Source organism: Methanococcus voltae, assembly GCF_017875395.1.
GTDB lineage: Archaea > AGJL01 > Methanococci > Methanococcales > Methanococcaceae > Methanococcus > Methanococcus voltae_C.
Window position 1 is genome coordinate 35,921 of record NZ_JAGGMO010000005.1, and the last position, 17,148, is coordinate 53,068.

Consider the following 17,148-nt stretch of genomic DNA (forward strand, 5'->3'; position numbering starts at 1 on the left):
ACCTATTATTTATCATCTATTACCTATTACATATTACCGATTTGCCTTATTTTTTATACGGGAAACTTCTAATTAATTGAATCATCCTGTTTTTATCGATATATTCCTCATTTCCGATTAAAAAAGTTTTTTCTTCGGTTACTTTCCCAAAATTCATGATAGGACATCTATTTTCTAAAGAAATTTTTAAAACATCGTTTAAACTTTCTTCAGGTATTGAAACGATATAAGTGCCCAAATATCTTGTAGCCCTTGGATAAGGTATAGAATTTAATTTAACACCTACTTTTGCCTTTAAAATCATTTCCAGTAGGTTACAGAGCCAACCCCCTCTTGAGGCATCTTTACAAGCATGTACTTCGACATCATTCCTTAAGATTTCTAAGAACGTATCGTACTTATTTTTAGCTTTTTGTGCTCTTTCACCAATATCACCTTCTATAGGGTGTCCTAACATTACTAAAACGTCATCAGACTTAGAACCTGCATCATAAATTATTTTATCACTTATTAACTCGCCATGAACCATTACGCTGACACAGGATTTTAACTCTTCGATTGTTTGCGTATTTCCCCCGATTATCGGTATATCAAGTCCTACAGATTGTTTTTTGAGTCCATCAATTACCATTTTAATTTCTTCGGGTTTTGCTTGTATTGAATCCATAGCAAATATTGGTTTAGCACCCATTGCAACAATATCGCAAGATGTATGTATTAATGCAGTTTTGGAGCCCAATACTAAAGGATAAGGTCCTTCCATATTGTAAACTTTGTTGCCCACGATTATGGAGTCGTCACCGGCTCGTATTCCTGCTTTTAAGTCAGGTATCTGGAGATCCATATTCCAAAATTGTTTTCTTGGGTAATTATTCTCGAGCATATGCTCTATTGCATGATTTATCTCGTAATTGATACATTCCATAATTTCACCGTAATTTTTACTAATTTTCCCAATTATATTAGTTAAATTAATTTATTAAATTGTAAAGTAGTATATAAGTAATAATTTATATAAAATATGCGTATGATAAATTATATTAGTTTTAAAAAATAAAATGCAAAAATAAATTAAAATAAGATGATATTAGACGATAACATGAACAATTTAGAAAATTTAAATGATAATAATAAAAAAGATAATAAAAAAAATGGAAAAAATGGAAAAATGGAAAATTTTAAAATATGCGTGATAAAAGGCGACGGTATTGGGGTAGAAGTTGTTGAAGAAACTTTGAGGATGTTAAAAGCCTATGAAAAAATCTTAAAATCTGTTAATTTTGAATTTGTTGAAGCAAAAGCTGGCTTAACCGAATTTATGAATAATAAAGACGCCATACCTAAAGAAACAATTGAAACTGCAAAAAATTGTGATGCAATTTTATTTGGTGCAATTACCTCCCCAAAACCTACGGAAATAGGCGAAGAGCTTAACAAATTATATAAAAGTCCTATTTTAACTCTTAGAAAAGAATTGGATCTCTATGCAAATGTTAGACCGACTATTGATTATACATCAAATATTGATTTTGTAATAGTTCGAGAAAATACGGAAGGTCTTTACATTAAAGAAGAATATTATGATGAAGAAAACGAATTTGCAATCGCTAAAAGAAAAATTTCTAAAAAAGGTAGCGAAAGAATTGTAAGATTTGCTTTTGACTATGCAAACTCAAATAATAGGAAAAAAGTATCCTGTATTCATAAATCTAACGTTTTAAGAGTCACAGATGGCTTATTTTTAAAAACTTTTGAAGAAATTGCTAAAGATGAAAAGTACAAAAATATAACCCATAACGATTATTTGGTGGATGCTACCGCAATGTATATTATAAAATCCCCTGAAATGTTTGACGTTATGGTAACAACCAATTTATTTGGAGATATTCTTTCAGATGAGGCTTCAGCATTGGGCGGAGGTTTAGGTTTGGCACCATCTGCAAATATTGGGGATAATTACGCACTATTTGAACCAGTGCATGGCTCTGCACCAGATATTGCAGGTCAGGGGATTGCAAATCCAATGGCTACAATGTTATGTTGTGCTATGATGCTAGATTATTTAGAAATAGATAGTAAACCAATTAAAAATGCTGTAAAACGTGCATTCCTCGAAGGGAATACTACTGCAGATTTAGGTGGCCTACTAAATACAGAAGAAGTTACGGATAAAATTATTGACTATTTAACTCTTGAATAATTTATAAATTAACAAATACCCTTTAAATTAACAAATACTATTTTTAATTATTTCTACGTTTTTTGTTTTGAATTAAAATTCTATTTTTATATTCTTAATGGTATATTTACATTGTATACTTGCTTTACATTACATACTTGCCATTTTTTGGCAATATTGTGCCATAAATTGGCAAAGATATATATAGATAAATAAATATATTTTACAGTATGAAAGCTGTTGATAAAATTTACTGGGCATACTATAATCAAAAATCGGGTCATGTTGGATTTGAAAAAGATCAACTTCATTATTTTAGTGAGTTAAGGGAACTTACGGGGCTATCCCATAGTTCCTTGCAGAATTCACTTTCTAAAATGGAAAAAGATGGATTTATTGAAAAAATTAAGGAAAAATCAAACACTTATTACAAATTAACAAATAATAAGTTTAATTATCTGAAATTTATTGGTTTTGACATCAATAAATTTGAAAATCTAAATCGGAATGTTAAAATGCCTTTAAAAAGGTTTATGGAAGAATGCCCCAAAAACATTGATTTTATAATTCTTTTTGGTTCTGCTTCTCGAGGGGAAGAGCAAAGGAATAGCGACATAGATTTATTGGTCGTACTTAGTAGTTTTAAAAACGATGAACTTCAAAAATTATATGACGAAGAAATGAGAAGTTTAATTGAAAAAGCAAAACGAAAAGCCAATTCTAAATCATTATACCCTTTAAGTATATTCTATACGGATTACGATAACTACATCAAATATACAAATTTAGACGGTACAGCGGGTAGGTATGTTAATGTAGATTACGTACTCGAACAGGCAAAAAAAACAGGTTTTCCGATATTTGGACATCAAAAATACTACGGAATATTTTAATTTTGAGGGGTTATCATGTTTATAATTACAAATTACTTTGAAAATGAAAAAGAATTAAATTATAGATTGAGGAAATACAAGCGTGAGAAAGTAATTGGAAAATTTAGTAATGCGAAAATGCTAGTAAATGCCCATGTTGAAAAAACAAATCACAATTTGGAGTTTGTAAACCATCTTATGGAAGATGAAAGCTCTGAATTTAATGATTGGAAGATAACTGGGTTATATTATGCTGTTTACCATGCAAGTCTTGCATTAGTATGTTTAAAAGGTTATATATCTAAAAATCACACTGCCACGCTTTTATTTTTAATAAAATACTATTCGGATAAATTAAATTCTGACGATATACATTTTATTGATGAATTAGCCCTTAATAAAGAAGATTTGTTATTCTATGCGGATTTAAAATCTGAACGTCAAAAAGCTAGTTACTCCACTACATTAAATTTTTCAAATAAAACTGTTGAAGAATTGCGATTTAAATCGATTGAATACATAAATAAAGTTGAAGAAATCATTGAAAATTCCAAAAAAAGTCAAAATAAGATTTAATTACTAATTATTAATTGATTGATTTATTAATTAATAATTAGTAACTATTATGTATTAATTTTAATTATATTATTAGCTTAAATAAATTAGTATCCTAATTTTTCTAATAATGGTTTAACTGAAACTTGGTGAACGTCTAAAGCTAAATCTTTAGGATCCATTCCCATAGCTAAACCTAAGAGTTGTGATAAGTGGAGAACTGGTATGTTGTATTCGTTACCCATTTTTTCTTTGATTTCAACTTGTCCTCTGTCGAATTGCAATTGGCAGAATGGACATACGTTTACAATACAGTCAGCGCCTGCTTCAACCATATTTTCTATTTTTTCGTTGGTCATGCTTAAAGCTAAGTCTAATTCTTTAGCTCTTACACCACCACCTGCACCACAGCACATCATTTTGTCTTTGTATGCAACTGATTTAGCGCCTGTAGCTTCTACTAATTCATCTAACATGGTTGGTCTTTCTGCTGCACCTAAACCTTTTGCATCGGTTGGTTTTAAGAAGTGGCAACCGTAGTGTACACCTACGTTTATAGCACCTAAGTCTTTAACAACTTTTTCAGCGATAGCTTCAGGACCTAATTCTTTGGAGATTAATTCTGCAAAGTGTCTTACGTGTGTAGTTCCTTTATATTCTTTGTCAACTTTTGCTAATTGTTCGTTCACAAATGCTAAAGCTTCTTTGTTATCATGTAACATGTGCGCTGCTTCGTATAATGAACCGTAGCATCCGTTACATACTGTTACGATATCTGTTCCTTTTTGTTCTGCAAGTACTAAGTTTCTTGCTGCTAATGTAACCCATGTTTTTTGATCGAATGAACCAAATACCCCTGGAGCTGGACAGCATGAAGCTCCTTCAAGGTCTACTAATTCAACGCCTAATTTATCCATTACTGTTCTTGTAGCTGCTTCCACACCTGCGTATCTGTTTGGCATGATACAACCGAGGAAAAATGCGTATTTCATAAAATCACCTGTGTTTTAATAATATTCGATTTTCTAAAGATTGTTCTTAAATATTCTTAAATATTCTTAAATATTCCAAATATAGTCGTCAAAAATTTAAATATGGACATATTTATTTAAATTTAAATTGTGGGGGTTTAATTATTCTTTTAATGATTTTGTTTCCCAATCAAATCCAATTAATTCGTCAAATTTCAATTCTTTAACTAATGTTTGGATTTCGTTCATGTCCTTTTCACTGAATTGTGCAATTGGAGCTTTTTCTGATAATCCGATTGATTTTCTTAATTTTGCTGTGTCAGCATTTGCTGGTACTGCGTGTCCTGCTTTTAAAACGTATAAAGCGGTCATTTTGTGAGCTTTTGCCATGTTGCCTTTTTGAGCTGCTAAGTTTCTTAATGATTTGATAACTTCTGTAACTTTAACGTCTCTTGGACATCTTTCGAAGCATGTGTAGCATGTTACACATTTCCAGATATCGTCGCTGTCTAAAACTTCTTGAACACCCATTAAAGCTTGTCTAATAACTTTTCTTGTTCTGTATGCTGTTCTTCTACCACTTGGGCAGCTTCCTGTACATGTACCACATTGGTAGCATGCTTTAAATGATGCAGTTACATCTTCCCCAGGTACTGGGTCTCCTGCTGCTATGATTTTGTCTGCAAATTTCTTATCTGTTCCAGTTTCCATGTTTATCATAATATTACACCTCGACACTATATAGGCATATATATAATATATGAGTTGATGTTTACATTCATGTATTATACAATTGTATAATACCCTCTATTATAAAATAGTATTTTTAACATATTTGCCAAAAATTAAAATAAAAAATAATACCCTAAAAAAGACGTATTAGCGTTTATTTTCTATTTTTAAAAATTAAAAATCTTTATAAGTGATATAGATAACATAAGGGATCTAATTTAATTATTCATGCTTATTTTAAAAATTAATGAACAATAAATTAATATTTTAACTTTAAAATCTTAATTAAAGCTTATATAATATTTAAATTTTAAAAAGAGATAAATTTATATAGCTATACAGTTATTTAATAAAATTATGTTGGTAATATTAAAAATACTAACATAATTATAACTTATTTATTAATAAATTCCTAATACATACACAAAAATATAAAAAGAAGTGATTTAAATGGCAAAAGGTAAAAAAAGCAATGATAAAGGGGCAAACGCACCAAAACAAGAAAACACACAAAAAGGAAAATCCTCTAAAAAATCAGCTGGAAAAGGTAAAAAATAGTATTTTTAATTACCATTCCTGCCTTTATTTTTTATTTTTTTATTTTTTATTTTTTGATTATAATTATCTATTCATATTCGTTTAAAGTTTCCGATAATTCTATGACTTTTCTTTGAATTTCGTCACGTACTTTTCTATAAAAATGAATATCCTTTCCTTCAGGGTCTTCAAGTTCCCAGGCAATATGTTTTTTTGAAGGTACATAAGGACAGGCACCCATGCAACCCATAGTTACAAGGATGTCCACGCCTTTTATATCTTCCATTACTTCTTCCACGGTTTCGGATTTTTGTTTAACTGGTAATCCTACCTCATCCATTACCAAAACCACCATTTCATCGACTTTATTATTTTCATTTTCATTTTTATCTTTTTCTAATCCTGCACTATAAGCGTCTAGCCCTTCATATTTTGCAAAACTCTCTGCCATTATGCTCCTTCGTTTATTATGGACGCATAAAAATAGTATTTTTTCTTTTTGCTGTTTTTTTGAATTTGTCGATTTACTAGTACATCTTTGATTTTTACATCCACAATCGCAATTTAAACTTGATTTCGGCATTTTTTGATTTGAAATCATCATATTATCCCTCGCGGTTATTAATATATAATATTTAAATTATCTTATTAATATTTAGTTAATAATGTTATATTTAAATATATGAATAAATTGTATTAAAAAAATTAGGAAAAAATTAGAGAAAAGATAAATAAATTCATTGCGAATTTTATTCTTTTTCTAAACCGCATTTTTTCCTTAAATCAGCACCTACTGTTTCGATGAGTAATTCTCCTTCTAATCTTCTCATTGAGTTTAAGTGAGGTTTTCCAGCTTGGTTTTCGAGAGCAAATTCTTTTGTAAATCTTCCATCTTGGATTTCTTTTAAGATTTCTTTCATTGCTTCTTTTGATTCTTTTGTAACAACTCTGTCTCTTCTTGTAAGTCCACCGTATTCTGCTGTGTTACTTACATCGTTCCACATGTTTTTGAATCCTTTTTGGTAGATTAAATCAACAATTAATTTCAATTCGTGGCATGTTTCAAAGTAAGCCATTTCTGGAGCGTAACCTGCTTCAACGAGTGTTTCAAATCCTGCTTTGATTAATTCTGTAACGCCACCACAGAGAACAGCTTGTTCACCAAATAAATCGGTTTCTGTTTCTTCTCTGAATGTTGTTTGGATAACTCCTGCTCTTGTTAAGCCGATACCTTTTGCCATTCCTAATGCAACGTCGTAAGCTTCGCCGGTTTCATCTTTTTCTATACAGATTAAACCTGGTACACCGAAACCTTCTTCGTATGTTTTTCTTACCATTTTTCCTGGTGATTTAGGAGCTACTAATGTTACATTTACGCCTTTTGGAGGTACAATGTATTTAAAGTGGATATTGTAACCGTGTGAGAAGCTTAATGTGTTGCCTTCTTCTAAGTACTGTTTTATTTGTTTATTGTATACATCGCCTTGTATTTCGTCAGGGATTAATACGTGTATGATATCAGCCATTTTAGCAGCTTCTTCGATAGTGTATACTTCGTGACCGTCTTCCTTAGCAGCTTCCCAAGATGCACCGCCTTCTCTTAAGCCCATTATTACATTTAAACCGCTCTCTTTCATGTTTAATGATTGAGCTCTACCTTGGCTACCGTATCCGATAACAGCTATTGTTTTGTTTTTTAATTTGTCGTAATTTGCATCAGCATCGTAAAGTACTTGCATTTTGTCACCTGTATTTACATCTAATTAGTTTAAATTAGTTTACATTTATATTTTATTCCTGTAAGTTAAATTAAATATATATGCTATTTATATGCCAATTTAAAAGTAATATAAAAATAAAATTAATGTATGAATTGAAATGAATTTATTTAGCATATTTAAGTTATCCTGTATATTTAAGTTATTTGATATAGTTTATATTATTTATTATTTTGTCATATCATATTTAAATATTATGTAACATTGCCATAATTCATCGAGATAAGTATAAATCTTTTTATATAAATAATTATGGAATAAAATGAATTAAAAGCGTTATTTTTTGATAAAGTACAATAATATACAATTTTTTTAAAGTATTATAGGATATATTTAATTAAATAATGAATAAAATAAAAATAGGGCATTATTTAGAATAAATAGTACTTATATTAAAAAAATAGAAAAATTATTCATAATATATGATTTAAAATTATTTTTACTTTTATTTTATTTTTTACTTTTACAATGGTTACATCCAACACTGCAGGTAGTATCGGTTTTGATTTCTTTTTTAGTCTCTTTTTTGACATCTTTCTTTGAAACTATTTTCCGATATAGTTTTTTGAGGGCTTGAATTCCTGTCCCATATGGACACATATATCTACACCAGAATCTTGCAATTATCATGCTTAAAACTAAACCTAGTAATATAAGGTAAAGTCTACCATAATAAGCATTGTTTCCAGAAATCAAAGTAATCCATATTGAATTTAACAAACTACCTGTTCTAATAGGACTATAGAATCTAGGGTCGCCCATAATAAGTGCGATAATTGCAAAGGTAAAGATTAGGTATTTTAACATATTAAATATGATTTTGTACTCTTTGTTGGTTTTAAAGTTTCCTTTAAATATTTTTGTTCGTATTTTGTATAAAACATCATTTAAGGTACCATAAGGGCAAACTCTTCCACAGAAATCTACTCTCGTAACTGCTAGGTATCCCAAAATTGCTACGAAAACAGGCTTTCGTAACTGTCTTGATGGGCAATCAACAACTGGACACAAGTCGCATACAACAAAAGGAACAATATAAGGACATCTAAACACGATTATTGCGAGTGAAGGTATAGATATTAAAAAAATTCCGTATTTTATAAATTTTGTATACATATTTTTTAATAGTAATTTCTTTTTTATACTCTTTATATTTCGTAAGTTATCTAAGTTTTTTTTATTTTCATTATTAAAATCTTTAGGGTTTTTTGAATTCATTATTACACGCTACAATTTAACTTGGTATATTATGTTTAATACATTATAAGATAATTAAAATAGAATACATTTGATGAACATAATTTTAAAACTAAAAAATTAAAATTAAAATTAAAATTAAAAGATATTTGAGTAAATAATTAATTAAATAATTTAATAATCAATATTTAGTTAATTATTTAATGACAAATAGTCTTTGTAGTAATTATTGTATACTTCTTGACCTTTTTCAGTATTTACAGGTACAAATCCATTTGCTGCTAAAATTTGTTCAGCTTCTTCACCTAAAACAAAGTTTTGGTATTCGTACGCTAATTTAGGATATTTTGTGTAGTTCATAACACCTACTGTGAAAATACCGATTTGTGGGGTCATATATTCTCTTGGTAAATTGATAATTTCATATCTACCTTTAACTTCAGGTAATGTTGTAACTCTTCTTTCTACTAATGTAGCGTCAGCTTCACTGTTTTCAAATTCTAAGAGCATTTTTTTGTAACAGTCGAAGTCTTTTGAAGATTTTTCGTATATTGAAGTTATAACTTCAGTTTGATTTAACATTGCTTTTTTAGCAGGTATTGATGATTTTGAATCAGTGTAAACTTTTACATCTGTTCTATTTAAGTCATCTAATGACTGTATGTTTTTAGGGTTACCTTTTTTAGTAAGTATTACCCAGTCGGTAAATTGATATACCTTATAATCAGGATTCATTAAGTCTAAGTCCACTAATTGTTGGGAAAAAATAACTGTTCTTGGCAAAAATACATCTGCGTAAGCTCCGCCTTCTAATGCTTTTTCTAATTTACCGGCATTCGCACCGGTGAATTCTACTTTACAATCGTATTTTTGTTCAAAAACTTTGTTTACTTCAGTTAGTGCTTCAGTAGGTCCTCCACAACTGTAAACTGTTAGAACAGTTTTTTCGCCTGTGTTTGTACCATCACCGCTAGAAACACAGCCACTAAATAACAAAGTCAATGAAATCAAACCTAATACTAAAAATAAATTCTTTTTCATAATATCTACCTAATAATTAAATTTTTAATTAATTAATATTTATTTAACATTTGAGTTAGTTTGAATTGCAATTTTCTATATGCTATATGCTATTAGATTTTTTAATGTATGTATGTCCGATAACACGATATAAATTATTATGATTATATATAAATAGTTTATTAAATGGGTTATTTTAGTATTTAATAGATATTAGATTTTTTAATACCAAACTAGTTAAAATAATGTAAAAAATAAAAAATAATATGTAAAATAATTTAAAACAATTAGAATACGTTAAGATAAGTTAATAGGGTAAAATAGGTTAAAATAATTTAAAGGGATGGGTTATATTATGAAACTTAGACTTATTGAGTGTTATGTTCCAAAGGGGATATTTGCAGGTCTTGAAAGTTCAATATCTGAAAAATCACTGGAACAAATTATATGGAGTAGTGTAAACGAAGAGAGGAATCAGACTGTTATAAAGATATTAACCACGTTAAGTTACGCAGAAGTTGTAATGGACGAACTTTCTACTGCATACGGAGGTTCAAATTTTAGAATGATTACATTAAGCCCTACGAGCGTATTCCCGCCGATTAAAGAGGATGAAGAAGAAAAAGAGAAAGAAAAAGAATCTGCAGGGGTTGAAAAAAAGAAAGATGAAAAAGTAGTGGTAGACGAGAAATTAGTAGAAAGGTTCACGAGGGCAGAAATACTTTCCAAAATGGAAGATTTTTCAAGGATATCAAAAGAATCGATACTAATGTTAATACTGTCGGCTATTGTAGCTTCAATAGGCCTATGGAAAAATGATGTTGCAATTATTATTGCATCCATGATAATTGCGCCACTTTTGGGTCCAAATATAGCACTTTCGTTTTCTGTTTCGGTTATGGACTTTAAACTTGCAGAAAAATCTTTGAAAAATCTGATATTGGGGATATCCTTAGTCTTGGTATTTTCAATTTTTTTAGGGAATATAATACCAATATCTCCAGAATATCCGCAAATAGCCTCTAGAATGGATTTAGGGTTCTACAACATAATTATAGCACTTTCAGCAGGTATAATTGGTACATTATCTGTTTTAATCTGTGGAATATCTTCTTCAGTTGTAGGGGTTATGATTGCAATCGCTTTAATCCCTCCTTTAGTAGCTTTTGGACTAATGGTTGGCTCGGGGTACTATATAGAATCATTGCCGATAGGAATATTGTTTATTACCAACATTGTAGCCGTTAACTTCTGTTCAGTGCTACTATTCTTCTTATATGGTGTCACACCATACAAATGGTGGGAAAAAGAGAAAGCTAAGAATTTTACAATAGTTACGCTGATTTTTTGGCTTTTGGCACTATTGTTTATGGCGGGAATAATAATTTATCGAGAAAATATTATTAATTTATTTATTTAAGTATTGCAAAAAAATGAAAGGTAAATGAAAAAAGTTATTTAATTTTAATTTTTATTTTCTTATTATTTTATTATTTTATTTTCTTATTATTTTATATTTTATATTTTATATTTTGTTAGTTTATTTATTGAATTTATTTACACCGTTTCTAACATCGATAGCTACGCCGTAATCAAATTCAAGAAGTTCTTTACCATTTAACAGGGTTGTACCGAATGCTAACAATTCATCTTCCTTATTAACCACTAAAACTTCTTCGTAAGGTCTTAACTCTTTGTCACAATCTATTACGAATTTTGCATAAACGGATTTACCATCTTTTGCAAATTCCTCAACACTTGGATCAATTACTACTCTATGGAATGGAGCAGGGATTTTTTCATGCAATAATTTCGCCCCTTCTTTTGCAGGGATTAAATAGTTGTCACTAGCCCTTACGGTAAATAAAACTTCCTTTGTATCCTTCCACATTACATTCCTAAGTCTTTTGGTAGTTTTACTTCTTTTGGTCATTAATTTATCCATTATTTCGTCATCGAGAATTTTATGACCGTATTGATATTGTAACATCTTGTCTATACGGGTTAAATCGCATGTATCTTTGTGAGCGTAGAGTGTTTCCTTACTCTTTTCAAATTTGGATTTTGAATGATTGGTATAATAATTGTAAGTATGAATATCCATAATTTTTTCAGGATTTTCTTCTTCAATTTTACCCATAAATTCGTTTACAAAATCATTGTTAAATTTCTTTTCGTGCTCGTATAATTGAGGAATTTCATTTTGAGATAATGGATACATTGTATCGATATACATAGGTACTAATCCAAATACTGGATCTTTTATCAATACGTCAACGTCACACTCGATATTTGGTAAGTTTTCACTGTATGGCTTTCTCACAGTACTTGAAACGTTTGTAACATAGATTTTATCCATTTGTACCCTATTCAATCTTTGTTTGTGCCTGTAAACTTCAGGTCTAAACATACTTTCAAATCCAGTATAGAAAAATCCTGATTTTTTAGAAACTGGGTCGTTTTTCTCTACAAATTCCATATATTTTGAAACTCTTCTTAATCCATCCATTAATTTAGGGTGTGCCCTACATCTTTCTTCTACGAGTTCCCACAAGTTACCTTCTTTGATAGCAAATTTAATTCTATCAAGTTCTTCGAAAGTTACATATAAATTATGTTCTGCTAAGAGCCTTTCAGCTTCCTTCCTTTCATCTTTGTTCTTACTTGTAAACATCTTGTTTAATTCTTTTGGCGCATACTGTGAACATATTGGGCATTGACACGGGAAGTTCTTTAAATCTTTCAAATCTTCGAGGTGTTTTGTACCATCAACAGTTAAATAACGTCCTTGTTTTGCGTAAAGTGCATAAGCGGCACTATCAAATAAATCACATCCTAAAGCAGCGGAAAGTGCGAATAACATAGGGTGTCCGCAACCGAATAAGTGAACTGGTTTATTTGAAGGTAGGTGCATTTTTGAGTTTAAAATGATATCTACAACATCACCATATCTATATTGCTCCATAAGTGGCACTACCGCACCTAATGGGTAAATATCAAAGTCCATTTGTCCCATTTGTTGAGCACTCTTTATTCTTAAATCCATGTGGGTAGAACCTTGTATTGTACCATTTAATTTTAAATTATATCCCATTTCGTCTCTTCTTGCAATGGAATCTTTTGCACGAATAAGTGTTTCATCTAATTCTCTACTTGCTCTCTCGTACGAAACGTCTGGAGGTGTTGGTATATCTAAAATTGTACCGACATCGACGCCTATTTTTTCTTGGAAATCGATAATTTCCATTGGTTGAACGTTTACACTACCATAAACGCTTAATTGGAAAGAACCGCTGTCAGTTACAATTACATTTTTGAATTTGGTTAATTCGTGTATACCTTTTTCAGAAGCAAATTCGTTTAATTCTGGGGTGGTATATGTTATATAAGAGTTTGTAATGATTACGTCCGCTAATTTGTTGATTAAATCGATTGGTACGGTTTGTTTCTTAGGGTTTGGGTGGACAACAGGCATTATTGTCGGGGTTTCTATTTTTTTTCCGTTAATTTTGATTACCCCTAGTCTTGCCATTGCGTCACGTGCTTTTATTTCAAACATTTGTTTCACCGAATACTGCATATCTGCTTAATTTTTAAATTATTTTTATACTAAAATTGTTTTATAAATAAAATTAATAACTATTCTATTATTTATTAATTCATATAAATAATATGCGATGAAAATAACTTAAATTAGTTAGACCCTAATATAGCGTAGAATAAGAAAAATAAAAATATGATAAAAAAATAAATAAACAAAAATATGATAAAAATGGAATTAATAATTATTTAAAGTATTAATTTTTTTTCGCCTTGCATTATTAAATATAATACTACTATACCACCAAATACATCTAAAACTGTACTTATTGGCAAAACTGATGCAGTTTTAACACCAAAAAGCCATTTGAATGGTAAATAATAATGCAATGTTATTATGTGACATGATAACATCAATAAAACTCCCACTAACATACTTCCAGGTAATAAATAGGTGTTATCAGATGTTTTAAGTAGCGGTCTAGCTAAATAAGGAGCAGATATTCCAACGAATGCCATTAAACCTACGTATGGAATAATCAAACCGACTACAAATGATGTTAACATTAATATTACTATTCTAATTTTCTTTATACTTAATCCAAAACTCTTTGCGTAGTTTTCACCAAAAACTAAGGCGTTTAAAGGCTTTATTAAAAACAATGATACAATTATAAACACTATTGTAGCAAAAGCCATAGGATAAACCGCTTCAAATGATAACTTTGACAAATTACCTACTACAAAGCCAAAATATTCTTCTACGGATAAACTATCGGAACTATGGATTAAATAGGACCTTACCCCACTAAATAAGTAACTTGCGAGCAATGCAATTATAATTACACTATTTGATTCCTTTACTTTAAAAGCAATGCTTATAAGTATAATTGTAGATAGCATACCGCCCATCCAACCGGCTATTAGTATATCGGCAGTTCCAAAAACCTTAAATAAGTTTGAAACCGAAGTTACAAATAGAATCAGAGAAACCATTAGTAAAACTCCGCTAGATATACCTGTAGTATATGGAGAAGCCAGCAGATTTCTAAATAGTATTTGTAACATTAGCCCACTACCTGCAAGAGTTATGCCTATCGCTATCGCTCCAAATATTTGAGGAAATCGGACTTCTTTTAGAAGGGTGTCTTTAAACATATCTCCTGTTGATTGATGAATTACAAAGTTTGTAACGTCATCTAAAGATATGGATTTAGCATTACCGCCATAATACAGCCCCAATATTAAAAATACTATTGATGAAAGTAGTAATATTACAATAACCGATAATTTGTAAAATTTATTATTTTGCATATTTTTTAAAGAATTTATAATTCCCATTTTTTTATTATTTTGGATTTTATCCATAATTTTCACCTAAAAATTAGGTATTGGTAGGTATTAGTATTTTATTCTTGTTTCCATATTCCCATGGCATTATATCAAGATATCATACCACCATGCTAATATTACATTCTAAACTGCTTAGATTTGGTATATACGTATATAGCTATTGGCGCCCCCATAATTGAAAGCGGGCAGAGTAACGGAAGCGTACTTGCACCATGCGGGATAATAACACTTGGCCTAGCAATTATATCGGCAATTAACAAGAATATTGCACCCAAAATTGCAGAAAGCGGTATTATTTTAGAATGTTTAGATGTTCCACAAATTATTTTGGCGATAATAGGCGTAAACATTCCAATAAAAGCTATTGGACCAGTAAATGCCACTATTGTAGCCGTAAGCATACAGGATAATAATAACAATACTTTTTTGAAAGATTTTACATTCAAACCCACACTTTTCGCATAATTATCTCCCAGAATGTTTGCATCAAGTTTTTTTGAAAGTAATATTAAGGTTAAAAAGATTAATGGGATAACAACTACAGCCATTATAATCAAATAATTAACTGTTAAGTTAGATACAGACCCCATTCCCCAACTGAAAAAGTGACTAAGCTTTGAATTATCGTCACCTAACATATCGCCTGTATATACTAGCATTGTAGTTATTCCGGAAGTAATTGCCCCAATCATTATCCCTGAAATCAACAATGTAGATGTTTGACGAGAAAATTTTGCTATAGCTGATATAACCAACATCACAACTATTGAACCGACATAAGCGGATAATATCATACCTATGGAGGATTTAGGTAGATGTGACCACAGTAAAACGGATGTAAAGCCGTAAAGCACCACCCCTAATGTAGCACCATTTGAAACGCCCATTAAATAAGGGTCTGCCAAAGGATTTCTAAAATAGCTCTGCATTAGGATACCTGCTGTAGATATTCCTAAACCAGCTACAATAGCACCCAAAGTTCGCAATATACGGATTTTGAAAATTATGGTGTCAGTAAGTTCAATACCTGTGGTTCCGGTTAATAAATATTGTAAAATTTGATAAAATGTAATATTTGAAGTTCCTACGGTTAAACTAAAGATTGATAGTATGAACAATAGTCCTAAGAATGCCAACATCAAAAATATGTATTTTTTATCCATAATTCACCAAGTTTACCGTATTTCTAATTAGTTTTTTAATTAGTTTATGTATTTATTTTACATTAGTTATATTAAAGTAAATTTTAATAAAATTAAGATAACTTTAATTAGATAGATTAGTTATATAAATGTTACGAATAGCACGTGAAATATATGCTAAATATATGCTAAATAGGGAGATTAAAAAGACTAAAAAAGGTTAAACGGTTAAAAAGGTTAAAAATTGTAAAAAAGGAAAATTAAATTTATTTTTAGTTTTATTTTATTATATTATTATAGGATTATCTTATTTTTTATTATTATAGGATTATCTTATTTTTTATTATTATAGGATTATCTTATTTTTTATTATTATAGGATTATCTTATTTTTTATTATTTTAGTTATTTATTTGACTATTTTTTACTATTGGCAATACTATTTTTAGTTTTTAGGGGTATTTTTATTAGTATTTTTAGTTTTACAGCTGTTACATGACGTACATAGTTTGTAACCTTTTTTTACGGTCTCGATACCAGTTCCATAAGGGCATAAGTATCTACACCAGAAACGAGCTATAAATATGACACCTAGCAATCCTACGATTACTAAAGCTATCCTAGCATTTTGCAATATCGCGGTTACGGCAATGTCGTAAATGTAAGTACCTGCAATAGCCCTATTTTTTCCATAAGGGTTCAATAAATAAGAACGAATACTCAAAGACGCTGCTACAATTGCAAACAAAAATATGACGTATTTTAAAACCATTATACCATTTTTTAAGGTCTTATGTTTTGATAAACTATAGGTCTTTTTTGAGATTTTCATACGTATTTTAAATAATATATGGTTCAACGTTCCAAAAGGACATATTTTTGTACAAAAATCAGCCTTAAAAACTGCCATATAACCTAAAACACCCACCAATAATGGATTACGAGTATATTTTAGGGGGCATATATAATGAGTACAATAATCACATGCAATAAATGGTACTACGTATATACATCGGAATATTGCAAAAATAACAGACGGTATACCTACTAAAAATAATAAATACCGACCATTATTAACCGTAAAGTCCCTAATCTTTTTTAAAGTACTTTTTTTACCCTTCTGCGAACTATCCTCATTTTTTTTAACATCTTCGTTACCCTTAGCCAAATTTTTCAAATTACCGCCTTCCCTTCAAATTGTAAAACTATTTTAAGATATAAAATTAAATCTATAAAAATGTTAGACTATGATTCAAATTATTTAATAATTCAT

15 protein-coding genes are annotated in these 17,148 nt (G+C 29.8%); 4 read left to right on the top strand and 11 right to left on the bottom strand.

The window, feature by feature from the left end; all coding sequences use genetic code 11:
- Window positions 1-46: 46 nt before the first annotated feature.
- Complete coding sequence (locus tag J2127_RS06120) at window positions 47-925, bottom strand: AIR synthase related protein (RefSeq protein ID WP_209732691.1); 879 nt, start codon at window positions 923-925, stop codon at window positions 47-49.
- Window positions 926-1,168: 243 nt separating this feature from the next.
- On the opposite strand from J2127_RS06120, the gene aksF reads away from it, so the two are divergent.
- The 3 genes from aksF to J2127_RS06135 all read left to right on the top strand — a co-directional run bounded on the left by aksF (window position 1,169) and on the right by J2127_RS06135 (window position 3,627).
- Window positions 1,169-2,200, top strand: coding sequence for a homoisocitrate dehydrogenase (gene aksF / locus J2127_RS06125; RefSeq protein ID WP_209732788.1), 1,032 nt, complete (start codon window positions 1,169-1,171; stop codon window positions 2,198-2,200).
- 209 nt (window positions 2,201-2,409) lie between these two features.
- Window positions 2,410-3,072: a nucleotidyltransferase domain-containing protein gene (locus J2127_RS06130; RefSeq protein ID WP_209732692.1), complete on the top strand. Its 663-nt coding sequence runs from the start codon at window positions 2,410-2,412 to the stop codon at window positions 3,070-3,072.
- A gap of 15 nt (window positions 3,073-3,087) precedes the next feature.
- Window positions 3,088-3,627, top strand: a complete 540-nt coding sequence (locus J2127_RS06135) for a DNA-binding protein (RefSeq protein WP_209732693.1) — start codon at window positions 3,088-3,090, stop codon at window positions 3,625-3,627.
- Window positions 3,628-3,713: 86 nt separating this feature from the next.
- On the opposite strand, the gene hdrB is transcribed toward J2127_RS06135, so the two are convergent.
- From hdrB to J2127_RS06165, 6 genes are all read right to left on the bottom strand, one after another.
- Window positions 3,714-4,598, bottom strand: coding sequence for a CoB--CoM heterodisulfide reductase subunit B (gene hdrB, locus J2127_RS06140; protein WP_209732694.1), 885 nt, complete (start codon window positions 4,596-4,598; stop codon window positions 3,714-3,716).
- A 141-nt stretch (window positions 4,599-4,739) separates the two neighbouring features.
- Window positions 4,740-5,297 (bottom strand): CoB--CoM heterodisulfide reductase subunit C, encoded by a 558-nt coding sequence (gene hdrC / locus J2127_RS06145; protein WP_209732695.1) that lies wholly within the window; start codon window positions 5,295-5,297, stop codon window positions 4,740-4,742.
- A 637-nt stretch (window positions 5,298-5,934) separates the two neighbouring features.
- Entirely contained in the window at window positions 5,935-6,450 is a 516-nt protein-coding gene (locus J2127_RS06150) for an arsenate reductase ArsC (protein WP_209732696.1), read from the bottom strand.
- 145 nt (window positions 6,451-6,595) lie between these two features.
- Window positions 6,596-7,585, bottom strand: a complete 990-nt coding sequence (gene ilvC, locus J2127_RS06155; protein WP_209732697.1) for a ketol-acid reductoisomerase — start codon at window positions 7,583-7,585, stop codon at window positions 6,596-6,598.
- Between the two features lie 489 nt (window positions 7,586-8,074).
- Complete coding sequence (locus J2127_RS06160; RefSeq protein ID WP_245326488.1) at window positions 8,075-8,842, bottom strand: 4Fe-4S binding protein; 768 nt, start codon at window positions 8,840-8,842, stop codon at window positions 8,075-8,077.
- 171 nt (window positions 8,843-9,013) lie between these two features.
- Window positions 9,014-9,862 carry a substrate-binding domain-containing protein gene (locus J2127_RS06165; protein ID WP_209732698.1) on the bottom strand — a complete coding sequence of 283 codons (849 nt, stop codon included), beginning with the start codon at window positions 9,860-9,862 and terminating at the stop codon, window positions 9,014-9,016.
- Between the two features lie 334 nt (window positions 9,863-10,196).
- On the opposite strand from J2127_RS06165, the gene J2127_RS06170 reads away from it, so the two are divergent.
- Window positions 10,197-11,261 (top strand): TIGR00341 family protein, encoded by a 1,065-nt coding sequence (locus J2127_RS06170; RefSeq protein ID WP_209732699.1) that lies wholly within the window; start codon window positions 10,197-10,199, stop codon window positions 11,259-11,261.
- Between the two features lie 120 nt (window positions 11,262-11,381).
- Here J2127_RS06170 and tgtA read toward each other — a convergent pair whose 3' ends face one another.
- The 4 genes from tgtA to J2127_RS06190 form a co-directional block, all read right to left on the bottom strand.
- A complete protein-coding gene (gene tgtA / locus J2127_RS06175) occupies window positions 11,382-13,400 on the bottom strand; it encodes a tRNA guanosine(15) transglycosylase TgtA (RefSeq protein WP_209732700.1) in 2,019 nt (672 codons plus the stop codon).
- Window positions 13,401-13,630: 230 nt separating this feature from the next.
- A complete protein-coding gene (locus tag J2127_RS06180; protein WP_209732701.1) occupies window positions 13,631-14,749 on the bottom strand; it encodes a FecCD family ABC transporter permease in 1,119 nt (372 codons plus the stop codon).
- Window positions 14,750-14,850: 101 nt separating this feature from the next.
- Window positions 14,851-15,897 (bottom strand): FecCD family ABC transporter permease, encoded by a 1,047-nt coding sequence (locus tag J2127_RS06185; RefSeq protein WP_209732702.1) that lies wholly within the window; start codon window positions 15,895-15,897, stop codon window positions 14,851-14,853.
- 423 nt (window positions 15,898-16,320) lie between these two features.
- Window positions 16,321-17,052: a 4Fe-4S binding protein gene (locus J2127_RS06190; protein WP_209732703.1), complete on the bottom strand. Its 732-nt coding sequence runs from the start codon at window positions 17,050-17,052 to the stop codon at window positions 16,321-16,323.
- Window positions 17,053-17,148: the final 96 nt, after the last annotated feature.